The organism is Robertmurraya kyonggiensis, from assembly GCF_005116465.1.
GTDB lineage: Bacteria > Bacillota > Bacilli > Bacillales > Cytobacillaceae > Robertmurraya > Robertmurraya kyonggiensis.
Window position 1 is genome coordinate 42583 of the sequence record NZ_SWBM01000006.1, and the last position, 22396, is coordinate 64978.

The 22396-nt window shown below is 33.8% G+C and carries 36 protein-coding genes and 1 pseudogene; 35 read left to right on the forward strand and 2 right to left on the reverse strand.

The annotated features are described in order from the left end of the window. Positions 1 to 71 precede the first annotated feature (71 nt). From FA727_RS25120 to FA727_RS19350, 24 genes and pseudogenes are all read left to right on the forward strand, one after another. A pseudogene (locus tag FA727_RS25120) lies at positions 72 to 593 on the forward strand (TniQ family protein); the annotation flags it as partial. 140 nt (positions 594 to 733) lie between these two features. Continuing rightward, positions 734 to 1294 (forward strand): hypothetical protein, encoded by a 561-nt coding sequence (locus tag FA727_RS19250; protein ID WP_136833169.1) that lies wholly within the window; start codon positions 734 to 736, stop codon positions 1292 to 1294. A gap of 80 nt (positions 1295 to 1374) precedes the next feature. Continuing rightward, positions 1375 to 1605: a hypothetical protein gene (locus FA727_RS19255; protein ID WP_136833170.1), complete on the forward strand. Its 231-nt coding sequence runs from the start codon at positions 1375 to 1377 to the stop codon at positions 1603 to 1605. 29 nt (positions 1606 to 1634) lie between these two features. Beyond that, positions 1635 to 1721: a hypothetical protein gene (locus tag FA727_RS25060; protein WP_306461678.1), complete on the forward strand. Its 87-nt coding sequence runs from the start codon at positions 1635 to 1637 to the stop codon at positions 1719 to 1721. Between the two features lie 191 nt (positions 1722 to 1912). Beyond that, the gene (locus FA727_RS24995) at positions 1913 to 2047 is read left to right on the forward strand and encodes a hypothetical protein (protein ID WP_281280925.1); all 135 of its coding nucleotides are present in this window, start codon (positions 1913 to 1915) and stop codon (positions 2045 to 2047) included. Positions 2048 to 2249: 202 nt separating this feature from the next. Beyond that, complete coding sequence (locus FA727_RS19260) at positions 2250 to 2630, forward strand: helix-turn-helix domain-containing protein (protein WP_136833171.1); 381 nt, start codon at positions 2250 to 2252, stop codon at positions 2628 to 2630. A 178-nt stretch (positions 2631 to 2808) separates the two neighbouring features. Beyond that, the gene (locus FA727_RS19265; RefSeq protein WP_136833172.1) at positions 2809 to 3723 is read left to right on the forward strand and encodes a TnsB C-terminal domain-containing protein; all 915 of its coding nucleotides are present in this window, start codon (positions 2809 to 2811) and stop codon (positions 3721 to 3723) included. Between the two features lie 12 nt (positions 3724 to 3735). Then, a complete protein-coding gene (locus tag FA727_RS19270; RefSeq protein ID WP_136833173.1) occupies positions 3736 to 4014 on the forward strand; it encodes an AbrB/MazE/SpoVT family DNA-binding domain-containing protein in 279 nt (92 codons plus the stop codon). A gap of 551 nt (positions 4015 to 4565) precedes the next feature. After that, positions 4566 to 4901: a hypothetical protein gene (locus FA727_RS19275; RefSeq protein WP_136833174.1), complete on the forward strand. Its 336-nt coding sequence runs from the start codon at positions 4566 to 4568 to the stop codon at positions 4899 to 4901. Then, positions 4901 to 5476: a hypothetical protein gene (locus FA727_RS19280; RefSeq protein WP_136833175.1), complete on the forward strand. Its 576-nt coding sequence runs from the start codon at positions 4901 to 4903 to the stop codon at positions 5474 to 5476. The genes FA727_RS19275 and FA727_RS19280 overlap by 1 nt, the downstream gene beginning before the upstream one ends. Beyond that, on the forward strand, positions 5430 to 6590 hold the full coding sequence (locus FA727_RS19285) for a hypothetical protein (RefSeq protein WP_136833176.1): 1161 nt from the start codon (positions 5430 to 5432) through the stop codon (positions 6588 to 6590). Before FA727_RS19280 ends, FA727_RS19285 begins: the two co-directional genes overlap by 47 nt. A gap of 31 nt (positions 6591 to 6621) precedes the next feature. Next, positions 6622 to 6999 carry a hypothetical protein gene (locus tag FA727_RS19290; protein ID WP_126410762.1) on the forward strand — a complete coding sequence of 126 codons (378 nt, stop codon included), beginning with the start codon at positions 6622 to 6624 and terminating at the stop codon, positions 6997 to 6999. Beyond that, entirely contained in the window at positions 6996 to 7643 is a 648-nt protein-coding gene (locus FA727_RS19295; protein WP_136833177.1) for a hypothetical protein, read from the forward strand. Before FA727_RS19290 ends, FA727_RS19295 begins: the two co-directional genes overlap by 4 nt. A 78-nt stretch (positions 7644 to 7721) precedes the next feature. Beyond that, positions 7722 to 8651, forward strand: coding sequence for a ThiF family adenylyltransferase (locus FA727_RS19300; RefSeq protein WP_136833178.1), 930 nt, complete (start codon positions 7722 to 7724; stop codon positions 8649 to 8651). After that, on the forward strand, positions 8632 to 8853 hold the full coding sequence (locus FA727_RS19305) for a hypothetical protein (RefSeq protein WP_136833179.1): 222 nt from the start codon (positions 8632 to 8634) through the stop codon (positions 8851 to 8853). Before FA727_RS19300 ends, FA727_RS19305 begins: the two co-directional genes overlap by 20 nt. Before the next feature lie 171 nt (positions 8854 to 9024). Continuing rightward, the gene (locus FA727_RS19310) at positions 9025 to 9672 is read left to right on the forward strand and encodes a hypothetical protein (protein ID WP_136833180.1); all 648 of its coding nucleotides are present in this window, start codon (positions 9025 to 9027) and stop codon (positions 9670 to 9672) included. 196 nt (positions 9673 to 9868) lie between these two features. Continuing rightward, positions 9869 to 10561 carry a hypothetical protein gene (locus FA727_RS19315; RefSeq protein WP_136833181.1) on the forward strand — a complete coding sequence of 231 codons (693 nt, stop codon included), beginning with the start codon at positions 9869 to 9871 and terminating at the stop codon, positions 10559 to 10561. A 215-nt stretch (positions 10562 to 10776) separates the two neighbouring features. Further along, on the forward strand, positions 10777 to 11235 hold the full coding sequence (locus FA727_RS19320; RefSeq protein WP_136833182.1) for a hypothetical protein: 459 nt from the start codon (positions 10777 to 10779) through the stop codon (positions 11233 to 11235). Further along, a complete protein-coding gene (locus FA727_RS19325; RefSeq protein WP_136833183.1) occupies positions 11232 to 11531 on the forward strand; it encodes a hypothetical protein in 300 nt (99 codons plus the stop codon). The genes FA727_RS19320 and FA727_RS19325 overlap by 4 nt, the downstream gene beginning before the upstream one ends. A gap of 120 nt (positions 11532 to 11651) precedes the next feature. Then, positions 11652 to 12131: a hypothetical protein gene (locus FA727_RS19330; protein WP_136833184.1), complete on the forward strand. Its 480-nt coding sequence runs from the start codon at positions 11652 to 11654 to the stop codon at positions 12129 to 12131. Between the two features lie 112 nt (positions 12132 to 12243). Next, positions 12244 to 13230, forward strand: a complete 987-nt coding sequence (locus FA727_RS19335) for a DNA adenine methylase (RefSeq protein WP_438646638.1) — start codon at positions 12244 to 12246, stop codon at positions 13228 to 13230. Positions 13231 to 13425: 195 nt separating this feature from the next. Continuing rightward, positions 13426 to 13788: a hypothetical protein gene (locus FA727_RS19340; RefSeq protein ID WP_136833185.1), complete on the forward strand. Its 363-nt coding sequence runs from the start codon at positions 13426 to 13428 to the stop codon at positions 13786 to 13788. Between the two features lie 158 nt (positions 13789 to 13946). Continuing rightward, positions 13947 to 14849: a hypothetical protein gene (locus FA727_RS19345; RefSeq protein WP_136833186.1), complete on the forward strand. Its 903-nt coding sequence runs from the start codon at positions 13947 to 13949 to the stop codon at positions 14847 to 14849. Between the two features lie 115 nt (positions 14850 to 14964). Next, positions 14965 to 15246, forward strand: a complete 282-nt coding sequence (locus FA727_RS19350; protein ID WP_136833187.1) for a hypothetical protein — start codon at positions 14965 to 14967, stop codon at positions 15244 to 15246. A 120-nt stretch (positions 15247 to 15366) separates the two neighbouring features. On the opposite strand, the gene FA727_RS19355 is transcribed toward FA727_RS19350, so the two are convergent. Then, positions 15367 to 16482 carry a tyrosine-type recombinase/integrase gene (locus FA727_RS19355; protein ID WP_136833188.1) on the reverse strand — a complete coding sequence of 372 codons (1116 nt, stop codon included), beginning with the start codon at positions 16480 to 16482 and terminating at the stop codon, positions 15367 to 15369. Between the two features lie 498 nt (positions 16483 to 16980). Here FA727_RS19355 and FA727_RS19360 point away from each other — a divergent pair, with 498 nt between their 5' ends. The 11 genes from FA727_RS19360 to FA727_RS19405 all read left to right on the forward strand — a co-directional run bounded on the left by FA727_RS19360 (position 16981) and on the right by FA727_RS19405 (position 21830). Next, positions 16981 to 17274 (forward strand): type II toxin-antitoxin system RelE family toxin, encoded by a 294-nt coding sequence (locus tag FA727_RS19360; RefSeq protein WP_158318919.1) that lies wholly within the window; start codon positions 16981 to 16983, stop codon positions 17272 to 17274. Positions 17275 to 17402: 128 nt separating this feature from the next. Next, positions 17403 to 17570, forward strand: a complete 168-nt coding sequence (locus tag FA727_RS24475; protein ID WP_170209293.1) for a hypothetical protein — start codon at positions 17403 to 17405, stop codon at positions 17568 to 17570. Positions 17571 to 17651: 81 nt separating this feature from the next. Then, entirely contained in the window at positions 17652 to 17888 is a 237-nt protein-coding gene (locus FA727_RS19365) for a hypothetical protein (protein WP_158318920.1), read from the forward strand. A 354-nt stretch (positions 17889 to 18242) separates the two neighbouring features. Then, positions 18243 to 18842: a hypothetical protein gene (locus FA727_RS19370; protein WP_126410733.1), complete on the forward strand. Its 600-nt coding sequence runs from the start codon at positions 18243 to 18245 to the stop codon at positions 18840 to 18842. Between the two features lie 72 nt (positions 18843 to 18914). Next, on the forward strand, positions 18915 to 19214 hold the full coding sequence (locus FA727_RS19375; protein WP_126410732.1) for a hypothetical protein: 300 nt from the start codon (positions 18915 to 18917) through the stop codon (positions 19212 to 19214). 28 nt (positions 19215 to 19242) lie between these two features. After that, entirely contained in the window at positions 19243 to 20202 is a 960-nt protein-coding gene (locus FA727_RS19380; RefSeq protein WP_126410731.1) for a MerR family transcriptional regulator, read from the forward strand. Positions 20203 to 20228: 26 nt separating this feature from the next. Then, on the forward strand, positions 20229 to 20522 hold the full coding sequence (locus tag FA727_RS19385) for a hypothetical protein (protein WP_158318921.1): 294 nt from the start codon (positions 20229 to 20231) through the stop codon (positions 20520 to 20522). Positions 20523 to 20594: 72 nt separating this feature from the next. Then, a complete protein-coding gene (locus tag FA727_RS19390) occupies positions 20595 to 20786 on the forward strand; it encodes an aspartyl-phosphate phosphatase Spo0E family protein (protein WP_246010469.1) in 192 nt (63 codons plus the stop codon). 97 nt (positions 20787 to 20883) lie between these two features. Beyond that, positions 20884 to 21078, forward strand: coding sequence for a DUF2187 family protein (locus FA727_RS19395; RefSeq protein ID WP_126410728.1), 195 nt, complete (start codon positions 20884 to 20886; stop codon positions 21076 to 21078). Positions 21079 to 21150: 72 nt separating this feature from the next. Further along, the gene (locus FA727_RS19400) at positions 21151 to 21519 is read left to right on the forward strand and encodes a DUF2538 family protein (protein ID WP_126410727.1); all 369 of its coding nucleotides are present in this window, start codon (positions 21151 to 21153) and stop codon (positions 21517 to 21519) included. Positions 21520 to 21536: 17 nt separating this feature from the next. Beyond that, on the forward strand, positions 21537 to 21830 hold the full coding sequence (locus FA727_RS19405; RefSeq protein WP_126410726.1) for a BRCT domain-containing protein: 294 nt from the start codon (positions 21537 to 21539) through the stop codon (positions 21828 to 21830). A gap of 348 nt (positions 21831 to 22178) precedes the next feature. Here the strand turns inward: FA727_RS19405 and FA727_RS19410 are convergent, their stop codons facing one another. Then, positions 22179 to 22379, reverse strand: a complete 201-nt coding sequence (locus FA727_RS19410) for a hypothetical protein (protein ID WP_126410725.1) — start codon at positions 22377 to 22379, stop codon at positions 22179 to 22181. Between the last annotated feature and the right edge of the window lie 17 nt (positions 22380 to 22396).

Genomic DNA, 22396 nt, shown 5'->3' on the forward strand with positions numbered 1-22396 from the left:
AACTTTGTAAATATTGAATGATCTTAGGGAAATATTTGCACGAAGTTCTCTTTGTTTAATCCTTAACCAGTTATATTTCTCGAATAGCCAGTTACCATTGTGTACTGACAGGTACATTAATATCCAAGTTACTTTCACCCCAATTAAATAAATTCTACATTGAACAAATTGCTGAAAGAGGAGGGAACGGATTCTTTGATTCATCCAGTGGTATAAATGGAATAGGTAAACTAGCTATAGATTTTATAAATATAATTCAGAAACTTAATTTCAGAACAGATTTACAAAAGACAACTTTACTAGCCTGGGGGAAGGTCCTACCAACAAGAGGATTAATGAGAGCAGAGAAAGCTCGGTGTGGAGTCTGTTATCAGGAAAAAATGATAAATAATGCACCAATCTATGATCAACTTATATGGTATGTAAAAGAAGTACTATGTTGCCCTAAGCACAAAATAGACTTAGGAACGCAGTGTCCGAACTGTTCTAAAACAATGCAAATTCTCTCAAGGAAGGCTCTTCCAGGTTATTTCCAGCATTATTATGGTTGGTTAGGTATAAATGATAGTCCCATAGCAATGAAGTCTAGTTAAGAAAACTATAGAGCAGCTGTTCTTAAAGGGGAGTTGGTATCTAATAGTTCTTCTGAAAGCTTTATGAATCTTGAAAAAAATATAGTTTCTCAGCAATAAAGAACGTATCTGAGCAATTTTTCGAAGGGAAAATAGGTAAAATGGCTAAATTTATTCAAATCCCTGAAACTACGCTTAGATATTGGACTAAAGGAATTAATTTGATTCCTTTACCTAGTTTAATCAAAATTTGTCTGCAATTAAACATTTCTATTTTGGAATTGTTTGGAATTGAAGAACTTCCAATAAACATTCAATTACCTCAAAAGGATTTATCTAAAAATAGTCCTAAACTAAGGAACAAATTTGATCATAAAATAATTAAAAGAATCTTGGATAATGAAATCATTAGTGAACATTCAAAATCTCTTAAGAAAGTTGCAGAAATCATAGGCTATGATCGGAAATTACTATATAAAAAGTTCCCGATCGAATGTAAAAAAATAGTTGATAATTATCAGAGTTATATAACTGAACAAAAGTTGAGAAGGGAAAATAATATTAAAAAACAATTAGATAATATCGCTCAGCAACTATCTGAAAATGGAGAGTACCCTAGCAGAAGGAAAGTAGAGAAATTATTAAAACAAAAATATTTTGTAAAAGAAAAAAATATACGGGAACAGTGGAATAGTCTAAAAATAAATTATTTAAAAATTTAAAACATTCGTATAATTCGGTAATATACTCTTGTATATCTTTCGACTTTTTAAATTTAACTTTTTGAAAGTGATAGGATGCTATGACGATTAGGGATATAGATCAACAAATAAAGAAATTTAATCTATCAGAGGAAGCTATCAAGCAAATTGAAAATGTAAGAAGTTCAGAACCTTCCAGGAAAGTAAAAAGTGGGGGAAAAAACGTACCAGGTTTTTATCCGAGCAAGAAAATGGGAGTAACCATACAATTTGAAAGTCATAAGCTTGAATTAGCTGCAATTTATGAAAAGAACATGACCCTAATGTCATAGAATACTATGATCAGCCACCTTCATTTCCAATAAAATATGATAATCCAGAGGGTTCTAAAAAGAAAACGAACGGACACAGGTATACTGCGGATTTCTTTGTAATTGAAAAGGATTAGATTGGGTGGGAAGAGTGGAAAACAGATGAAGAGTTAATAAAACTCTCTGAAAAAAATCCTAATAGATATCGTGTTGACGAAAAAGGGAACTGGCGCTGTCCTCCATGTGACATGCTGAAAAATATGGACTGTCATTTCGAGTAAGATCTTCAAAAGACATTGATTGGACCTATCAAAGAAATATTCATTTTTTGGAGGATTTTTTATTAGATGAGAAGTTGCATATTCCAGATGATGCATCAAAGATCATTCAGAAGTTAATTGGAGATAAACATTTATTTTATTGGATGAACTTCTCTCTAACCAAAACAGCATTACTGCTATGATGTATATACAATGATGGTACTAAATGATATATGTAGATATTTATAAATACCCAATCGTTGATTTTGATAAATTCCCACTCTTTTTAAATAGGGAAACATATAAAGCTTATCTCAATATGCAACACGCATTTAATCCTATACTTTTAAGCCAAGTACACTTGATATATCTGTAGGTAACAAAATTCATTGGGAAGCTAGAGTTTTGACAATGGTAAATCTTGGTGAAAGTGTCATAAGTTTACTAGATGAGATTGGTAAGATAGTGGAAATGCCTATTATTGTGTTTGAAGATTTAATTTCAAAGGGAGCAATTAAGGAAATTGAACATTTGGAAGAGAATGAGGAAGAAAAAGTAGTCCTCCATATTATTAGATCTGCAGGAGAAATAGAATTAGAACATGCTAATAGAAAATACACAGTCGTACAAGGGATACTAAATGGTGGTAAATACACCGATTATAATATTTCTGTTCGTACTATTAGGGATTGGATGAAAAAATATCGAGATGCGGAAAAAATATTTGGAAATGGGTATGTTGGTCTTATTTCTGCTAGACACCGCCAAGGGAATAGAACGGAATGATTGGAGAAAGAAGTAATTGAGTTAATGGACAATTATACAGAAGAACAATATGAAACCATTATTCAGAAAAAAAGGAACGTAGTTCACAGAGCTTTAAAAAAAGAATGCCAGAAAAAAGGGTACTCACCACCATCGTATAAAACTTTTTTGTACAAGAAGCATAGAGCGTCCAAAACATTTGCAAACAGAGAAAATGCAAGGCTCGAGAGCAGCCTATGATACAGAACCTTTTTATTTTGAATTAGAGGAAACCGCTCCTAGACATGGAGATAGGCCATTTGAAATCTGTCATATTGACCATACTGAATTAGATATTAAATTAATATGCTCACAAACAGAAGAAAATTTAGGAAAACCGTGGGTGACATTTCTAGTTGATGCATATTCACGTAGAATACTCGCTTTCTATTTAAAGTTTGATCCCCCAAGTTATAGATCTAATATGATGGTTTTAAGAGAATGCGTAAGAAGACACTCTCGATTGCCAAACATGGTGGTTGTAGACGGTGGAAAGGATTTCCAAAGTATGTATTTTGAAACACTACTTGCGAGATATAACAAAGGGAAGAAAATAAGACCAGGAGCTAAACCAAGATTTGGTTCAGTCTGTGAAAGACTTTTTGGAACATTAAACTCTGAATTTATTCACAATTGCTTAGGAAACACCAAAATTATGAAAAATGTGCGACAAGTAACCAAAGAAGTAAATCCTGATAATCATGCGGTATGGACTCTTGAAGATCTGCAATTAATGCTACAAGAGTGGTGTTATGAAATTTATGATAACATGCTACACACCACATTAGGTGAGAGTCCTAAAGAAACATTTGTTAAAAGAATTGCTAAAACCGGAGAACGTAAGAACACATATATTAAATACGATGAGACGTTTATTATGCTAACTCTTCCTACAACTAGAAAGGATATAGCGAAAGTTATCTCAGGACAAGGAGTTAAAATTAACTATTTCTATTATTGGTCTGAGATATTGCTTCATCCAGAGAATGAGGAAAAGAATATTCCAGTAAGGTTTGATCCATTTAATGTAGGCATAGCGTATGCTTACGTTAATAACTATTGGGTCACATGTTAGGGGGGAACTAATTTGAAGAGTATTGGAGTAGTTAGAAAGGTAGATGAGCTTGGCAGAATCGTATTACCTGTTGAATTAAGAAAGACGTTTAATATTAAAGAAAAGGATCCAATCGAAATTTACACTGACCAGGATAAAATCATTCTGAAAAAGTTTATCCCTTATAAGGAGTGTGCAGTTACGGGGGAAGTACGAGAGGATAACAAAACGTATTTTAATAATCTTACATTAAGTCCTGAAGGTGTAAGATTGCTGATGGAAGAATTGAATAAGGAGAAAGTAACGATATAAGAGTTCATCTTCCTTAATTCTTTATTTAAGTATTAATCAAAAATTTAAGAGGTCTACAGCTTGGAATGGATTAGAAATTGTCGCCGTTAATATATAAGGTGGCAATTTTTATGTTTTATAGGGAAAAGGAAAAGTAAGACTTGTTATTACCTTATCGATGCTGAATTTTTAATAGTGAGGGTGTTGGCGTTTTGGTTAATATTGGTGAATTTATGTATTATCGTTGTTCATTTCTAGAGTAGTAATTTAAAATGGTCTAACCAATCACAGTTACCTTTACTAAAAGTCTAATCCAAAGTTGGCAGTTAGTAAAAAACATATATTGTTGTACTTCGTAGAATTTGGTAGAATAATAACATAGTTATTTTTTATTTGCTCTATGAGCCTGATGTGGAAGTTTTAGCACCCTATGGGATGCATATTTGTTTTGGAAGATTCCTTAGCAGAATTGCGTCTAATTATAGGGTGCTTTTTTGCGTTTACTAGCTGGAAGTATAGGTTATTCAACCTACACTTTCAGTTTTTTTTATTACTTTTAGGAGGGAATTATATTGAGTATTTTACAACGCTTTAATGCAAATGTAGACGAATATGCACTTGGTGAGCAAAGCACATTGAATCAAAGAATGTATCTTTTGAATATCATGCAGTTCGGTACAGCAGAAAAGTTAAAGGATGTTGATTTTTCTTCATTTAGTGCTTCGGAAGTAAAGTCTGTTATTGATGATCTATTTGAATATCAATCTGATGAAGTATCCGATCCGCAGTATGATGGAGAGTGTATTAACTTAGGAAATCCACTTTACGAAATCAACGCCCTCGCAGGTATTAACCAAGCAATCATAAAGTTAAAACCTAAGAGAGATAGGATTAGGAGGTTTTTTTAATGGCCAAAGTCTGTTTTTATCCTGTTCAATTCCTAGAGGAAGCTCGTTATACAGCTGACAATTTATTGATTGCCAAAATGATGAGTGACCATGGAAGACCGTTAGATCCAGATTTGCAGTTCTACGTTAAAAATAGCAACAATGATTCGTCTTTGTTTTTTGATGCTCTCAATATTCTCTTTCAGGATGTAAAGATTGATGAAGAATATGATGAGAAAAAACACGAGACGAAGACGAAAATTGTGTTATGTAACGAAGAAATAAGTCGTTGGCAGCATCTTACAAAACAATTGAAGGAAACAAGTATGTTTTATGCGTTCAGAATGGTCCAAATTGGAATCGAATCCACTTTATTTACTTTAAGTGATTATTGTGACGCAGAAGTAGAGGGACATTTCATAGACCAGGGAATTATTTTAGAGATAGCCGGTTCTAGTAAATACACACTGTTTCATGAAATTTTAGAAACAATCCTTGCGTTTATTTGTGCACTTAATAAACAATTACAAATTTGGGAGGGCTATTATTATGAATACACAAAAGGAAGTAAACGAGACACGTATCACGCTTCGTGAACATGAAGCTATCGTTGAAAACATTAATACAGGGATTCCAATGAATAGAAGGGCTATTACTCCATCTGACTTAGCATTATCAATGTTAGTTATTTTAGAGGATGAAGCGGTAGTTCAGTATTTGTTGAGAGAAAAGAACTTTGATGATATGTTCGAAAATTTTTTTAATGTTCAACATATTAACGGGGAATCCATGATAGAAGAGATGAAAACGATTCTTGGTATGGCACTTGATTATATTCAGAAAGCGGAAGATGATGAAGCTGTTACAGAATTTTTCCTAACACTTGTTTCTAAATTTGATCCAACAGAATTTTCCGAAGAGGAAACAATTAAAGCTTTGAGACGTTTTCTGAGTAGGATTTATACTTTCGAGGATAGGTCTCATATTCAGGAGCTCTTTACTCATTTATTGGAAGAAATAAATTTATTAGGAACGGAAATGGTAGGACAGTTTGCTGGCAAGATAATGGAGCAACTACTTAAAAGTGTCAAAAAAAATACTCTGGACATAGAAATGATTCACTCGCTTTTTAAAGCAACGTCTCTCGTAGCTGAGCGAGATTGGGTCTTAGAGGTTTTAGAACGCCATATTCCGAAAAAGAAGGTATGTTCGAGCCCTTTACTTCCGAAAAACTGTTTCATCTATCAAGAAATGATGGATGGTGCACTGATTGTTGGTATTGAAGTTGATTCCCAACGTTTCGATATCCATTATCATCGTAAGCAGTTTGAAGATGTAGGACACCCGAAGATGCTATTTTTATTTACTGTTAGAGGACAGAAGGTTTTAGGTTGTCAATTAGTCTGTGTAAAAGACCAGGTACTCACTCCTGATACACAACTTTATCGGTATCCATTCAGTAATGTATTTGAAGATACACGTACATGCTGGCCGGACCTTAATTCGTATCAAATCAAAACTGTAGCCCATTTAGGAACGATGCCTTTTGCTTTTCTTCATTCTCAAAACAATGATCATGCGTTTCGAGGAACGAATTTAGGTGAAATGTATCAGGGTTTGCAAGGGCAAGATTTTGATAATGAAACATTGGTTAAGTTGGATATGACTTTTGAAGAATGGCTAGGCGTCTTGAAAAAGACTTTAGTATAAAAAACACACTTACACTTAGGAGGAAATGAATATGTTTAATCAATTAAATCTTTTTGGAGATCAAGAAATTAAAGTTACAAAAAAGGAAGAGGAAGTAAAGAACGAAAAGGGTAATACGAAAGTTTCCACATCTACTAAAGGAACGAAAGGTGCTGCTTCTACGTCGAAAGCTCCAATTAAAAAGCCGGAGATTAGGGTCTTTGCAGATTGGACAATCCACTATTACGGAAATCGACATGAAGTAACTGAGTTTGTGCCTGATATTCCTGAAGAGGGCATTACAACAGAAACTCTTCGTGAAGCAATGGTTCTTGAATTCTACGAGATGGAGAAAGAACGTACACACTTTGATTATGACGCTGAAAATAAAAGGTTATATCCGAAAGTATCGGGTGGTGCTAAAGGATGAAATTAGGAATCCACACCTATAACTGGTCACTCTCAGATTTACTAGAGAGTGGCTTGCAGCCTTTTAATGTTGTAGCGGGTAATGATGGGAGATTGTACGAGATTCGTCATTCTGGATTAGGCACGATTGTAGTACCTGCTGAACATTTAAGGAAATTAGAAAAAATACCACAGGGTTTTCAATTTAACCTTCCACATATTCCAGGAGAGAAGTTAGCTAAAGCTATCACTTTCTTTCGGGATTATTGTAGTAATGGGACAGATTTAGAAGTCATGGTTAGTTTTTTCTATAATCCTAAGACGCAAGACTACTTTGTCGATTGTCCGATACAGAGGGTTTCCAAAGTTCGTATCGAATATGAGGAACTTAATTACGAAAAAGAAGGGTTCATTGAGGTGCTTCAAATACATTCTCATAATAGTATGGATGCCTATTTCTCAACTGTTGACAATAATGATGAGAAACGTTTCTTACTTTATGGAGTGGTCGGTAAGGTAGATCAAGAACAACCCTGTATGAAATTAAGAGCAGGTGTGAATGGTCATTTTTACGATTTACCTTTGGATTACATCTTCGATGAACCGATTTTAACCAATGAAGCTGATTATCCAGCTAGTTGGCACAAAAGAGTTTCGAGATTATAGAAGAAGGGCTATTTGCTCTTCTTCTTTTTTACTATTCAAAATGGTAATAGTACATTACGAATTTGGAGGAATATTCTAATGAAAAATTTATTAAATATATTGGAAAACGATAAAAAGAAATTATTTTTTGACCTTGTTCAAATTGGCGCAGGTGCCAATGGTGGAGCATTCTTTAGGTCACTTTGCCAAGATATAGCGACACATTTTGCTAGTTTTAGGTCGAAAAAGGAGGATGCTGTTACATTCGGTGTTAATCTTGTCCTTTGTGATGCAGACCGATATGAGCCGAAAAATTTAGCGAATCAATTATGTTTGAGTGAAGATTTAGGTTATTTTAAAGTGGAGGCCTTGGCTGAACGTTATTCTGATGTTTACGATGTATCAGCAGGAACTGTAACTAGTTATGTGAAAGACTTTGATATGCTGGACCGATTATTTATCGATAAAGATGTTAATGATTCTTATCAACAAGTGAAGTTCCTATTGGGTATGGTCGATAACAACAAAACACGCCAACTATTCCATGATTATTTTTATTCGGACCATGTAGAGAGTCTAATATGGATTGATACAGGTGTGACAGGAGTAGAGGTGCTTGATAAACCAGAGGAATATTGGACAGAGGAAGAACGACTATCTGTTCAACAAAGTGGGTTTTCGGGCCAAGTAGTTGTCGGTTTAAAATATAAAGGTGAAGTCATTTTAAAACCGGTCACCGATATTTTTCCTGAAATGCTAGAAGATGCAAAGAGTTCATTTCCAGACGAGTCTTGTGGTGAATTAGTAATCAATAATCCTCAGAGATCCGCAACAAATCGAATGGCTGCTCTTCTAGCTAATAATATCATGAATAATTTATTCCATAGCCAAGCTATCTTCAATCATGTGCTTAATTTTAATGCACAGACAGGTATGAGTGGAGGAAGAGTCGGCTTTATTACTGATGAACAGGTTGAGAAGTTTAAACTTGTTAAAGGAGGCAAGCAACATGACTTTAGTGAAGTTTGATGAAACTGTAGTAACAGTTATCGGTAGAGAAAAAGACCATTTTACGGTTTTGACTCGGGAGCGGGAAGTTAAAAGGATTCCTGCTACTAATATCCTTGCTGTTAGTGATGTTGATGTTAAGAAGACATTGAAAGAAGTCAGTAGCCATAAAGTTGTGTATTTACCTGAATATAGAAAACTTAAGAAGTACAAATGCGATTGAGTAAAATTAAAGCACCCTAATAATAACGGAATTAGGGTGTTTTATAATTTATTCAATATATTAACAAAAATATAGTACAATATACCTTAATTTTTGAGAATAATATTACATGGTATACATATATATGCTATACTATCCTTTATATAATCTAATAGAAGAGGTTTTAATAATATGAGTGTTCGTAATGTGGTACCTATACAAATTAATATTAAGGCGGACAATGTGGTTTCATATGAAGAAGGTTTGACCTTTCTTCAGAATCATGATGTAGTGAAGGAACTTGGATTTAAGTATTTAACATCCGTTAATGATTGCGTAGAAATGCTTGATCTAACAAGGGCTACATTTGAGCGCAATATTTTAGAAAATGAGATTGTTGGTATTGGCGTACGGCATTTACATGTCACAGGAGTAAACTTTCCTCGAACACGAATTTATATAGAAGCAAATGATTTGATTCAATATCTTATTGATTATTGTTCACTAACATATTGGAAAAAAGAAAAAGTAACAGGCGATGAATATCGACTTAATAAACTTATGAGTGACCAAATAAATAATGAAGACATAGAATACCTAGCTAGGGCTTTAATGGATAGAAGATTCAAATCCAATAAACAGCTAGAGGTTGAATATAAGAGAACTAGACCGATTGTAAGTAGGCTCTCAAATATTATTGATTCTATATCATTTTCATTCCCAGGTAGTCAGAGACAATTAAAGCGAATGGTCCTTTCACCAACTGATTCTAATGAACAAATGGAAGCGTACTTTACAAATTATAAAAGTTATGAAAATAAAATCGTGAAAGTTGATTGAGTTTTTATTTGCTAATTGGTATACTAATCGTAGTTATTTTTTTATTTGCTCTTTTGAGCCTGAACTTGAAGTTTTAAACCCTACGGGTTGCATTAATTTTCTTTTTAGGAGAATTTTGCCCGTGGGGTTTTTTTGTTTTTCCGGGTTTTACGAGCAATTGAAGATAACTATTTACAATACACTTAGGAGGAATAATATGTTTGTGCTAGGATTCTTGTGCGTTTGTATTTGCGTTGGTCTATTTGCTGTTTCGTTATCCTTATTCTCAAAGAGTGCTGAACAGCGTGCTAGGGCAAATACAGAAAAATTCTATGCTTTACAAATAAGAGAAGAAGCGGAGTCTATAAGGTTACGGAATGAACTTTTTGAATTGGAGAAATCTACCTTGAAAAGTGTAAAGCTTGCATCCGATATTCCTATCGAGAAGTCACTATCAGTACAACCCGTTACTCATGATCTAGGTCAAGAGGTAATTGATTTCCCTGTAAAGGAAGTTCAGTTGAAGGAACTTGATTTAGATGAAAAAGCATTAGAGTTTGTTAGCAAGTTTCAACCTAAACAAGAGGAAATTCAGCTACCAAACGTTACAGTATATGAGGAACCTGCAGCCTGGTTCTCATTCCCTGAAGTTGATTTACATATGAATGACCGTCCAATGCAAGGTTTATATTACGTTGCGGGAAAGGTTATGGATGTGTTAGATGAAATGTCAGCGGTTATTAGTGATGGAACTGGAGAGAGAATGGTTTATCACAATAAAGTCCAAACGTTGTCTGTTGGAGATGTGATTATTTCGCAAGTAGAAGTCCATAAAGGTGTATGGCATTTTATTAATATTTGGGAAGTTAACAATAACAAGACTGAGCAAGAAGTGAAGGAAGCTATATGATTACGGGAAGAGAGAAAATTTTTTTCTCTCTCTTTAATCGGTTTTTATATGAGTCTAATGACTTCGTAAATAAGACCTATTAAAGAGGGAGAAAATAGAAAATCTAAAAAAATCGTTTAAATATTACGCATATATATGTATAATAGAATGGAAATAATGTCAATTTATGTCGGAACTTATATATATTTGTAAAACTAAAGTCACGGGGGATAGTTATGAAGAGGAATGAAATTGTCTATACAGCAGAAACTCTTAATGACATGACAATGGAATTATTGATCAAACGCTTAACAGAGGAATCACCGCATTTATCTAGCCCTGAGCACGGGCATGGTATATTAGAGATTATTTATGCCTTTAATTCACCACCAAGGATCAGTGATAAATATTCTATTATTAGTAATAGTGGTGGTGATTTCGAAGTTCTATTTCCATCAAAGAATTATGATGAACTCTATCTAAAGAACAACATTAGGTACCTGTATTATATAATTACAAGATACTTAGCGACACGTATTGTCCCGCAAGGGAGGTTAACCGTTGAATTTCAGAACGGCAAAATAATAAATTGTACAGTAAATAATGAAGGTACATATAAAGACTTGGAACGGTCGGGGAAACCAAAATATAATTTAGATGATTTTCTTGCGGATGATGAGGAGGAAGAAGAATGATTCTAGGTAATGCAACTAGTGCACCCTTAGTCCAGTTCGAAGAGGACACTTTATTGCCTAAAGTTCCAAATACTACGCAGTCAGAATCTTTCTTCTTAGATGTCCTTTCCTTTTGCCAACAATGGGGAGTAATGTTTTGTATCGTTGGGGCTTTACTTTGTTTTGTAGTGGCTAAGGTTTATAAAGTAAGGAAAAATCCTAAGTCTCAACGTATGTGGCGATTTTGGTCATATGGATTTATATTTATTGCAGTCTTTTTTGCGTTCTTACCATACATTGCTTTACGATTTTATTGAGCTTCGTTTTGAACGAAGCTTATTTTTTTTAATTTTTACTAGACAATAAAACAAGTATTCCTTTATAATCAGAAATACAAATAATATACATATATATGTATAGTTAAATGAGTTGATAAAATGGCAAATGCAAAAGTAATCCAATTCCCTATAGATAGAGTAAATCAAAATAGAGGCGGAGTTTACGCGATATTCTCCAAAGAAGAAGCAGATAGCTTCATGAAGTATCATGAACTAGGAGTTGAATGGAGAAATAAGCATCGTAAAGATACATTTTATGAAGGATATCCTTTTAATCCTCCTGGGGAACCTCTTATTGATGATTTAATTTGGTTTACAGATGAACAGAAAAATTTCGGTGTTTGGATCCTTAATAAATCTAATGGAGATGTTGTTGTAAATAATGAAATCGAATTTGGATGGAGCCCGTTTGTAAGAAAGAGTGTAGCTCCGCCAAATGAACCGGTTCACATTCAATCATCTGAGTTTAGAAAACACCTAGTCTGGTTTGTTGATGAAAATGGATATGGCCAATATGGTGTTATCCAAAAAGATGGTGAAATTTGGTTACCTCACCCAAAGAAGAATAATCACATTTAATTATTTATTACTACTTACTAGCAACTCAGAATTTCAAAACCAGTACTTAGGCAGCTAGGGAGGTTATAGTTTGACGATATGCTGACTAAACTCTCCGAGTGATTGAAAGGTGGTGGCTTTGTTGATTACATGCACATTTTGCGGACATATGGATACTCCGGATAGTGAAGACTTTCAGATGGATTCTATTGAACAAGGGTTTTGGTGTGAAATTTGTGATGGGTATACTTATCTAAATGAACAAACAACTAAGCACCGATTTAAACTTATTTTAGAGGATAAACATGCAGAAAAAATTCAAATTTCACCTTTAGGAAAGAGATTGTCAAAACGTATGTCACCGTACAGATATCCAGGAGGAAAGAGTAGAATAGTTGAATATTTGTACTCTCACCTTCAGGAAAAAAAGTCCAAAAAAATTGTATCACCGTACACGGGTGGGGGAAGTTTTGAGTTAGCAATGCTTAATGCTGGAGTTGTTGATCAACTACATTTAAACGACCTAGATACAGGAGTGTTTTCTTTTTGGTGGTTAATGAAGCATTATCCATACGAAATTATTGACCGCCTTAAAACCGAACAACCTACTCATAAGGCTTACTTTAAAGCACAAGATGTTATTAACTCTGACTATGAAGGAGTAGATATGGTTGAAGCTGCTTGGTCTTCGCTGTTGGTTAATCGATTAGCGTATAGTGGTGTACCGAAGGCTAATCCTCTTGGCGGAAAAAAAGGAACTGTTAAGGATCTGCTCTCAAGATGGAATCCAGAAGAACTAATTAGAAGAATAGAAAAAATCCATTCGTTGAGTGACCATATTGTGGTGACTCAAGAAAATGCTATAAATTTAATAGAAGAAGCGTATTGGTCAGATGATTCGACGATATTTCTTGACCCCCCATATGTAAAAAAAGGAAAAGATATATACCATTGTTATTATACAGAAAAGGACCACAGAGAGCTGGCCGTTTTATTAGATAGTTTACACGTTGGTTGTCCTGGTGCGGATATTATCGTTACCTATGATTACTCAACGTGGTTAGATAATCTTTACGAATATCCCGAAAAGACTGTAATCGGAAGGAAATACTCTATATAATAGCTTTCAATTTATTAAAGACTTATGAGTGTGAATCATGATAAATTATTGTAGAAAATATTTCAATGAAAAATAGAATTAAGTTACGATAGGCTGTATCGGTTATTAGAAAGAAATGTAGTAAGGTTACTCTATCTGGAATAACTCTACTTCTTTATATATATATTAAAATCACATACACTTGGAGGAATGAACATGTTAAACAACCAAATTTTAAATCAAAAGGTAACTGAAGTATTTGGAGTAACTAAAGTTGCACAAGAAATTATTCAACAGACGGACAATGCAGCACTGATCCTTATTGAAACAAATAAAGATTATGCGTTAGTTACGGTAAAGGATTTTACTGAACAACCAATTGGTGGCCACGATTTATTTGTAGAAGTCCGAATTCAGAAGTCGGGTAATACTTTGAAGGAAATGGGAGAATTAATCAAGTTTCTTCAAAGAGATACAAATGAATTAGTGAATCAAATTCAAAACAAAATATATGAGTATACAGAAGCATTAAATGAAACAGCTAAAAACATCGGTATAAATTCAATTGTAAAGCTATAATACAACCTTCCAACCCTCGTATGAGGGTTCTTTTTTATTAGTTGCTATGTTATAATTTATTATAATTAATAACAAATATTTGAAATGTGGCGGAGGACGCACATTCCCTTAATTTCTAGGGAACGTGCGTCTTTTTTCATGTGGAAAGGGGAATTGGTATGTTATCAGCGAAGTTGCATAACGGAGGAATTATTTCATCTTCAGAATACAATGAATCTACACATGGGACCAGGATATACTGTCTCGATAAAAATTGTAATGCTCCATTGATTTATATCGATGCAGCTGAAGAAGGGAGAGTGGCACATTTTAAGACCTCCGGAAAAGGAGATTCAAAACACGTGGCTAATTGTGGCTTCTATCAACGGCTGGACCTTGTTGAATCAATTTCAAAGGTAAAGGAGTATCAAGCAGAAGTCTTGAATAAAGGGGTAAAAGAAATTGTCATTCGACTAAGTATGAGTGGGTTAGACCCAGATAAGGAGAAAAATACAACCGAAAGAGAGCAAAGCGAAAAGACGAAAAAAGAAGTGAAGTTGAAAAATGAAAATCTGACACCTCAATCTATTAGCTCCGTCAAAGGAGTTGTAAAGCTTCTTACGGAATATGAACCTGATATATTATCGTCAATTCTAGTAAATGTCGGCGGAGGTAGAAAGGTACCTATATCTGAATTAGTAGTTAACCAGGAGCAAGCCCATGAACTTTTATGGAATGACAATGTCCTTCAGAACGTCGGATACTTTGTTTATGGAAAGGTGACAAAACTAATCAAGTTAGAAAAGGTTATGTATATTACCCTAGAAGAAAACTCAGTACCTTTCACCATTGTTATCTTCCAAAAGCACTGGAAAGAGTTCACTTATACGGAAAAGCAGCTAGTAGGGAAGAATGTTCTCGTATTCGGGAATTTGAGGAAAAATGAATATAAGGACCAGCAGAAAACGGAAATGATCATTAAAAGCGATAGGTATTTGCAAACGTTTCAAAGGAAACCTAAGAATATTCAAGAGGATTCTGAACCTAATTCCCATATGTCCAGTAATAATAAAAGAGTTTAAAAATAATAGCAAAAAACCTTAATAAATAAGGTAGGAATTGTACTATATCGAAAATAAAGTCGTTTAATTTAATGACTTTAAGACAAATGATATTCACTAAGGAGGAACTCTCACGATGTTAAGTGTTTTTAAAGGTAATGAATACATAAAATTTCTTGTTTATTTAAAAGGTGGAGAGTGCGTTATGTTCTATAAGTTATTACCTAATGACGAAGACCCGACTGACTATATGAATAAAGTAACAAACTTACTATTAAAGGCGAAGAAGGAAAAACAAATTTTTGAAATAGAAACTGAAAATTTTAAAGATAGTAAAGGAAAAGTTTTTGAGTATCAAAGTAAAGTAGTAATAGATGGAAATGAAATATCTGCTATAAAAAGTGGAATGGTTAATTAGTTAAGTCGCATTTCAATAATTAAGCGACTTTATTGATTATTAAATGAATTTATTATTTATGAACACCATAAATAAAAGGAGTGGCCAATTATATGACCTGCTCCTTTTATTTTTTTGTAGCTAGTTTGTTAATGAATTGATGAATGATTTTTCTCCTAATTTTACTGCAGCATGCTGTTCTATACTACGCTTCCTTCTTAAATATCTGTCCGTTGTATGCATGGATGCATGACCTAGCAAATCTTGAATGGATTTTATATCGATTCCTTTATCCATAAAAAAGGCAGCTGTATAGTGCCTACAAGTGTGAGGTGTAATTCTATATTTGATATGCTTTCCTTCAGTAGCTGAAAGCTCCTCTTTAACAAAACGATCCTTTATGAAATCAAAGGGGGCATTGCTAACCAATCTTGTGAATTCATTACTAAGATAGGTGCTATGGTAATGAGTTCCATCCGGTTTAGGGAAGAATGCTGTATCATCAAGAGCTCCTACAGTAACGTTTAAATTCTTTCTTCTACGGTTTTCTTTGATTACTTCTAATACATCATCAAATATAATAATGTCTCTTTCTTTATCCCCTTTACCTAGTACCGTCAGGACGTGTAGTCCCACTCTTTCTTCATAACGAAGATTTCTCCATTTAGCAGTAGAAAACTCCATTATACGCATACCTGTTGTCACCAATGAAAAAACCATAGAATAAGCAAACCAATCTGCTATTTTAAAATAGTCCAGGAGTTGTCGTACTTCATGATCAAATAAATCTCGATTAACCAACTCCTCGTATTTTGTTTTAGGTCTCTTTAGCTGCAAGGTTATATCCCTCTCTAGTATTTCCTTACTTGCTAAGTACCTGAAGAAATGTTTCACCACTGATGTTTTTCGTAAAAGTGTGGTCTTTTTATATTTTCCTTCCAGGTATCGTTGATAACCAAGAAGGTCTTCAGGTTTCAGTTCTCTTAGAGAAGGTAAATTGTTAGCGGGATTGTATAGATAAGATAGAAATTGATTTAAGTCACGTAAATATTCTTTTTTAGTTGCATCCTTCCGTTTTTCCCCGATAGTAGGTTGATCGTGAATAAAAATGTAAAGAAGAACATCATCTGGTATTTCTGTCCAATTGAAATTTGAAAATCCGCGTTTTTCAATTTCATGGAACAGCTTTTCATTTTTCCAATATTCACCATTTGAAAGTGCGAGCTCAAAGTTGCCGAAAAATCCAATTTCTGTCATTTTTCCACCTCTTTAGAAAATCAGATAAATTATGTAATTAATTTACAGTTTTTTTGAATGATAGATTAGCCAATTAAGAATCTCTTATATTTAATTAAACCACTATCAGAAAAGATAAAACATAGAAAAATGTTATATTTTTAAAGGTTATATACCATGTTGTAATTTTTTATATATTTTAATTAAATTATGGGTTGTATTTCCAGCGAAGAGGTGGTAATATTTAGTCAAGATATTACGATATACATATATATGTATATAATGTATATAATCCGCGAAATTTGAAATAAATGGTTATAAGGTGGTGGCAGTATAAGAAAATTTCAATCGGTTCCAGAAATCACAGAAGCTGAATTTCATACGGAGTAAATATTCCATATTTTTCAAATCGTCCTTGTAAAAAATAAGAACCTCTTTATCTCTACTAAAAAGATAAAATACTTAAATTTGTCGAAAGCAGTAGATACAGCATAAATAAATATGAGAGGAGTATATAAAATGTATCTTGTAAAATTTTCGTCTAGAAGAGTAGAAAAGGAATTATCAAAGTTTAATAAAAAGGAGAAGGCAATGATCGAAGAGGCGATTAGGGTACTTTCTGAAGACCCGCGTCCTACTTCCCTTCAGTACGGCGGCTTAAACCGAAATAAAGAAGTGAAGCGTGTGAAATGTAAAAGAGCAAGAGTATTCTATAAAATCGATGATAACGATAAGGTGATTTACATTGGTAAAGTAGAAAATCGTGATTCAAAGTCCTACTCTTGTAATCCTGAAGAATGGTTTGCAGCTTAATGGAAGGAAGTCTCATGGAATAATTGATTGAGGTCTTTGAAGCAAGGTACAGATTTAAAAAATGCAAAGGTTAAAACCCTTATTTCTAGCTGTTGATTTTGTACTAGATTAGCAAAGGAAGTGAAAACATGACAGATGAAAGTACGCTCTATAAACAAGCGATTAAACGTATTGATGAACTCGTAGAAGAAGTAATACAGACTTGTGATGAAGTTGCAGATGAAAACCATTACGAAAGGGACTGGGTTTTAGAACGGTTCAGAGCGCGATTCAACAAAGCGAAACGAACAAAATGATAGATATGTTTCGATAAAGAACGATGAAGTTCAGTAAGAAAAGGCGGTGAAAAAATGTACGTTAAAATGATTACAAACAGAATGGCTTTTATAACAGAAGTTGAGAAAGAAGAAAAAAATAATAAGGTAATGCAGCTTTTTGTTTCTAATTATCCTGATTTTACTGGAGAAGTCACAATTATGAAAAAGGATAAAGAGACTTCCACTGAAAAATATGAACGGCATTATAACTATGAAGTTGAATCAGGAAAATATAGAAAATATAGGTTTTCTTCTCCTTTTTCATGGAAAAATTCTAAGGGAAAACTAGTAAACTAATGGCACATTCCGAAGCTAATATGAAACTTAATGAATGTTGAGTTGCATTTCGAAACTTAAACAACTTTATTATTCTTCTACACTAAGAAATCCCTTTTAACAATTCTTAAAGTAGGTAGGTCGTTCCTTACATTAAGGACTACAATAAGTATTTCAATCTGAACTAAGAAAGGAGGTTTCAACATGAAGATAGCTGTTTGAGTACACCATGAAGGGTCACCAATATATAGAGTTATTCTCAAAATACATTTTGCCTCTTGTAAATCTAAAATCATTCGAGGAAGTGATTGTAGATTTAAAAACACAGGATATGCACTAGATAATAAGTAACAACACACACTAGGAGGAATGAATATGAATATGAAGTTGATGAAAAAAACGGTACGATTAGAGTTAATGCCAATTCAAGTTACCGTCTTTACACCAATAGGAGCTAGTGATCAAGAAACATTGAAACTAGCTGAACCGCAAGTTATTGCTCAGATGCAAGAAAAATTCCCTAGATATCGCTACTCGATTACAGATGGTTTGACATTAAGTCAAGAGGATTGCGAGCCTGGAAGAATGATTCGTTATAATGGAGAATTAGGTTATATTTTTGAAGTTAAGTTATCAAGAAAGCATCCGGTATCTATAGCGTTAAGTGATGGAAGAAAATTAAATATTGTTCCCATTGGATTAGAAGCCGTAGTTGATGAATCGCTAATAGGTACTGTTTGGAATGAACGTCCCGCTGTTATGAAGGAAATGAAGGAGTGGAGCGTGGGTGACAATGCATATCTTCCTGTTGGTGATAAAGTGAAGAAAGTTATTATCGGGAAATCAACTTCCGCATCGAAGCACGTATTTGAGCTTTCCGTTACTAAACAAGTTAAATACTACAATTTGAAAGCTAATCGATTCCATCTTCTTTGCGATACGGAAGAAGAAGCAAGAGCGTTACTTTCAAAATAGATTTAAGGATCTTAGGGAGATTTTCTCCCTAGTTTCTTCTATTATATATGTGGAACTAAAAGGAGATATAATATGACAAATACACCTATTTTATTTATTACATTAGAGGCAGTTATCTTCTTTGAAAAGCCGTACTTCGACGGTAATGAGTGGCACAATCTTTCCTTAGGGAAGGACGAAAAGCGGGTTTTTCTATCGGAAACTAGAACAGCATTGTTAGGTTTCCCTGTTGAGCAAAATGAAGAACCAGCAGGATATGTATTTAGCGTATATGGGCTCGGGGATGAATGTTATATTCCTGTGTATGATAGAACTGATCTAGTCGATTTAGATTATTTATACCCTAAAGAGGTAGTAACGAATTTATATTAAATTGCACGGATAAAGAGAGGGAAAAGCCATGTATCTTACACTTTCACAAGCATCAAAAGAACTTGATCGTACGGAACGCCAAGTGCGCTATCTTATTAAAATTGGAGTTCTATCGCCAGCGAATCAAGATACGTTTAGAAGGGATGGTGGATACCGCTTTTCTGAAGATGAAGTAAAAAGGGCAAAAGAAAAACTGAAATTAGAAGGAATTTCTTTACGTAAAGCAGCTCAAATTGTCGGTGTTACACCTCAATATCTTAATAGTTTAGCTCTTGCAGAGAAAATTGATAGTAAACTTGTTCAAATTGGAAATAAAACTGAAAGACGATTCAATGAAAAAGATTGTATCGACTTCAAAGAGCATCTTCACACTAGAACACATAAGAGCATTGCTAAATATGGAGAAAAGCTTCATTTATATAAGAATCGTATGCGACTGTTTGACCTTATTCCTTATCATGATGAAACGGTAAGAATAGTAAATACATCTACTATTACTCTTTTGAAAGCTGATGGAGGATTGATCCATCCGGATGAACAAGAAATACTGTTAACATCGGACGAGTGGCCACATAAACCATACAATCCAAAAAAGGGATTTATCGTATTCCGTTTACCGATTCCAAGAAAAAGCGAGCATATAACTTATGACCTTTTATATGAATTAATCAGTGAATTAGGCCCGAAAAATATTCAAGTTTTTGAACGAGCTGAAGGGGACTACCTGGTGCGCTGCCGTCAAGCAAGGGTGAAATTAAATAAAGAGTATTTTGACCTCTTGCAACGTTATGTAATTGAGGGTGAAATACATTACTTAAATGGTGAAGTGAAATTAGAATCAGGAATAGTTAGTCAGTATATTCATCTACCGAATGAACTGCACGCAGAAGTGGAGAAGTTGGCTAATCTCCGTTCTATGACAACGCAAGAACAATTAATTGAAGCTGTTGTACGTGGAGTGAAATCAATTCAGAAAGAGGGTTTTTAACCATGTATAAATTCCAGAAGATTCTTATGGGAAATAGTGTGATCCTTGCACTTAAAGTTGAATCTAGTGATATATTAATTAATTTTTGTACAATTATACGGGCTTTATTTTTATGGAAAAATCAACAAACAGTGGGAAAGTTACCCTATAATGCTGAGGAAATTAGCAAAATTAAAGGGATCTACCAGGATTCATTAGAAAAGTTACGTTCGGAATTTGGATATGCCTTAGTCGATATTTCAAATGGTGACATTATTAATCCTTCCCGTATTTCCAACTTTCATATATTGAACGAATATGAAGGGCCGCTTCCGTTTTAAGCTTATTCTCTACATGAATTACATCAATGAGCGATGACTTTCATGCATTTAGAAGGAGAAGTGATATTAAAGATGGAAAATAACGAGGTAATGCGCGCTATAGAAAAAAAGCGTCAACAAATGATTGGCGCTGGTCTTGAATATGGACTTACGCATGAAAAAACAATTCAATATTCAAAGGAGCTCGATCAATGTTTGAATCTCCTGAATAGAAGTGAGGAATCTAAAAAGGGAAACGTTGGACAAAAAGTGGAGATTGGATAGACATAGAGAAATAGTTAAAGAGAATGTGTTGGTAGTTTTTGCGAAGAGAAACCAATGAACTGGATATAAGAACTTACGAGATTGGAGTTTGATGTTTATGTCTACAAAAGCAAAAATTGGAGATACGATACAATTTTCAAGAAAAGGGATTACTGTTGAAGGAAATGTAACAATGATTAGAGAAAATAGTGTATTAGTTGAAATCAGTTTAGATTCCAGTAAGGAGCTTAATTTAGAAAATACTAGAACTATTGTGAATCACTCTAAATACAAGGTGCTATCTAAACAATAGTTTTGTTAATTTGAATTAAATAAAATTCCTAATGGAAACAAACATATTAAATCAATTGGTGGGGGGACTTAAATGTATTTTATTAATGAAGAACACAAAGAAAATTTCGAGAAACTAATGCAGATTTATGGCATTACACCTGGTAAGAGCAGTCAATATGAATCAAATATTTATATAGCAGCTGTTCCTTACATTTACGAGTTGATTGACGAAAGTGATTTTAAGCCATATAACGGTCCACTAGTATCTTTAATGAGATTCGATGAAAATAAAGGAATAATGGTACCAAGTCACGCTGGATTGACTGGATCAACTACATGGCTAGTACAAGCAGGATTTAGTCTATATAACGGAAATCCTTGTGATTTAGATTATTCAAATAGTACAGAGTTTGCCCAGGTCTTTATTCAAGCATTTAAAATTCGAAATAAGTTAGTTTAATGTAGTTTGGTGATTATATGACTGGAAAGTTCAAGTCCCTATCTTTAAAGGATGAAACGTTCGTCTTTACTGGAAAATTATCATTTTTAGTGAGAAAAGAAGCAATAAAAGAGGTTCTTCTTCGTAGTGGAAAATGCAACGATTATGTTACCAAGAAAACAACCTATGTTGTTGCAGGTCTAGAAGACTTTCAGAACTTCATTAAGGGAACTAAAAGTACGAAATTAAAAAAAGCAGAGAAGTATATTACAAATGGTGTTAAACTTAAAATCATTAACGAACAAGAGTTTTTAGAACTACTTGAAATGTAAAAACAAATTAAGATTATACCTCCTAGTGGAGAATAGCGATGGATTAGAATTAAGTGTAATAGTCCCCAAAGGATTATTACACTTTTTTTATGACTTCCCTTCAATTACCAATGAACTTTATTACTTATGCTTTTAGAATGGTAATAGGTGATTATTATGTTTATAGGGGTAGCGTCAGGAAAATGCGGATTTACAACGCTAAGGAATTTCTCATACTAAAAAGCCAAATTTCTCAACATCCATTGAGAAATTTGGCTTTTTTCGTTGCTCAGTTAAAGCGTCCTTTAGTTGTATAATTAAAATATATATGATGAAAGGAGTAGACTACTCCTTTTTTGATGGCATTTGTCAGCCACCTTCTATACAAGTTGCCGTTGAACTTCCAACAATAGCATTGAGTTCTTGAAGTAGGGAAGTCAATGCATCGGCTTCAACCAATGTAACTAAAGTTTTTTCAGTCAGTGGAATATTGTGTTCTTTAAAAACATCCGTTGTACTTTCCCAAACTTCAGTAATAGCTTTGGGTGACATATTTGATTGTATGACCATTTTGAAAACCTCCTTTT

Bases quoted from the DNA above. Each gene is read 5' to 3' on its own strand.
- FA727_RS19365 (WP_158318920.1), top strand. From the start codon at position 17,652: ATGGCTTTTATAACAGAAGTTGAGAAAGAAGAAAAAAATAATAAGGTA.
- FA727_RS19310 (WP_136833180.1), top strand. From the start codon at position 9,025: ATGAGTGTTCGTAATGTGGTACCTATACAAATTAATATTAAGGCGGAC.
- FA727_RS19320 (WP_136833182.1), top strand. From the start codon at position 10,777: ATGAAGAGGAATGAAATTGTCTATACAGCAGAAACTCTTAATGACATG.
- FA727_RS19380 (WP_126410731.1), top strand. From the start codon at position 19,243: ATGTATCTTACACTTTCACAAGCATCAAAAGAACTTGATCGTACGGAA.
- FA727_RS24475 (WP_170209293.1), top strand. From the start codon at position 17,403: ATGACAGATGAAAGTACGCTCTATAAACAAGCGATTAAACGTATTGAT.
- FA727_RS19295 (WP_136833177.1), top strand. From the start codon at position 6,996: ATGAAATTAGGAATCCACACCTATAACTGGTCACTCTCAGATTTACTA.
- FA727_RS19385 (WP_158318921.1), top strand. From the start codon at position 20,229: ATGGGAAATAGTGTGATCCTTGCACTTAAAGTTGAATCTAGTGATATA.
- FA727_RS19250 (WP_136833169.1), top strand. From the start codon at position 734: ATGGCTAAATTTATTCAAATCCCTGAAACTACGCTTAGATATTGGACT.
- FA727_RS19325 (WP_136833183.1), top strand. From the start codon at position 11,232: ATGATTCTAGGTAATGCAACTAGTGCACCCTTAGTCCAGTTCGAAGAG.
- FA727_RS19285 (WP_136833176.1), top strand. From the start codon at position 5,430: ATGAATACACAAAAGGAAGTAAACGAGACACGTATCACGCTTCGTGAA.
- FA727_RS19400 (WP_126410727.1), top strand. From the start codon at position 21,151: ATGTATTTTATTAATGAAGAACACAAAGAAAATTTCGAGAAACTAATG.
- FA727_RS19395 (WP_126410728.1), top strand. From the start codon at position 20,884: ATGTCTACAAAAGCAAAAATTGGAGATACGATACAATTTTCAAGAAAA.
- FA727_RS19405 (WP_126410726.1), top strand. From the start codon at position 21,537: ATGACTGGAAAGTTCAAGTCCCTATCTTTAAAGGATGAAACGTTCGTC.
- FA727_RS19315 (WP_136833181.1), top strand. From the start codon at position 9,869: ATGTTTGTGCTAGGATTCTTGTGCGTTTGTATTTGCGTTGGTCTATTT.
- FA727_RS19340 (WP_136833185.1), top strand. From the start codon at position 13,426: ATGTTAAACAACCAAATTTTAAATCAAAAGGTAACTGAAGTATTTGGA.
- FA727_RS19290 (WP_126410762.1), top strand. From the start codon at position 6,622: ATGTTTAATCAATTAAATCTTTTTGGAGATCAAGAAATTAAAGTTACA.
- FA727_RS19305 (WP_136833179.1), top strand. From the start codon at position 8,632: ATGACTTTAGTGAAGTTTGATGAAACTGTAGTAACAGTTATCGGTAGA.
- FA727_RS19280 (WP_136833175.1), top strand. From the start codon at position 4,901: ATGGCCAAAGTCTGTTTTTATCCTGTTCAATTCCTAGAGGAAGCTCGT.
- FA727_RS19410 (WP_126410725.1), bottom strand. From the start codon at position 22,379: ATGGTCATACAATCAAATATGTCACCCAAAGCTATTACTGAAGTTTGG.
- FA727_RS19370 (WP_126410733.1), top strand. From the start codon at position 18,243: ATGAATATGAAGTTGATGAAAAAAACGGTACGATTAGAGTTAATGCCA.
- FA727_RS19350 (WP_136833187.1), top strand. From the start codon at position 14,965: ATGTTAAGTGTTTTTAAAGGTAATGAATACATAAAATTTCTTGTTTAT.
- FA727_RS19255 (WP_136833170.1), top strand. From the start codon at position 1,375: ATGACGATTAGGGATATAGATCAACAAATAAAGAAATTTAATCTATCA.
- FA727_RS19355 (WP_136833188.1), bottom strand. From the start codon at position 16,482: ATGACAGAAATTGGATTTTTCGGCAACTTTGAGCTCGCACTTTCAAAT.
- FA727_RS19300 (WP_136833178.1), top strand. From the start codon at position 7,722: ATGAAAAATTTATTAAATATATTGGAAAACGATAAAAAGAAATTATTT.
- FA727_RS19360 (WP_158318919.1), top strand. From the start codon at position 16,981: ATGTATCTTGTAAAATTTTCGTCTAGAAGAGTAGAAAAGGAATTATCA.
- FA727_RS19330 (WP_136833184.1), top strand. From the start codon at position 11,652: ATGGCAAATGCAAAAGTAATCCAATTCCCTATAGATAGAGTAAATCAA.
- FA727_RS19375 (WP_126410732.1), top strand. From the start codon at position 18,915: ATGACAAATACACCTATTTTATTTATTACATTAGAGGCAGTTATCTTC.
- FA727_RS19390 (WP_246010469.1), top strand. From the start codon at position 20,595: ATGGAAAATAACGAGGTAATGCGCGCTATAGAAAAAAAGCGTCAACAA.
- FA727_RS19345 (WP_136833186.1), top strand. From the start codon at position 13,947: ATGTTATCAGCGAAGTTGCATAACGGAGGAATTATTTCATCTTCAGAA.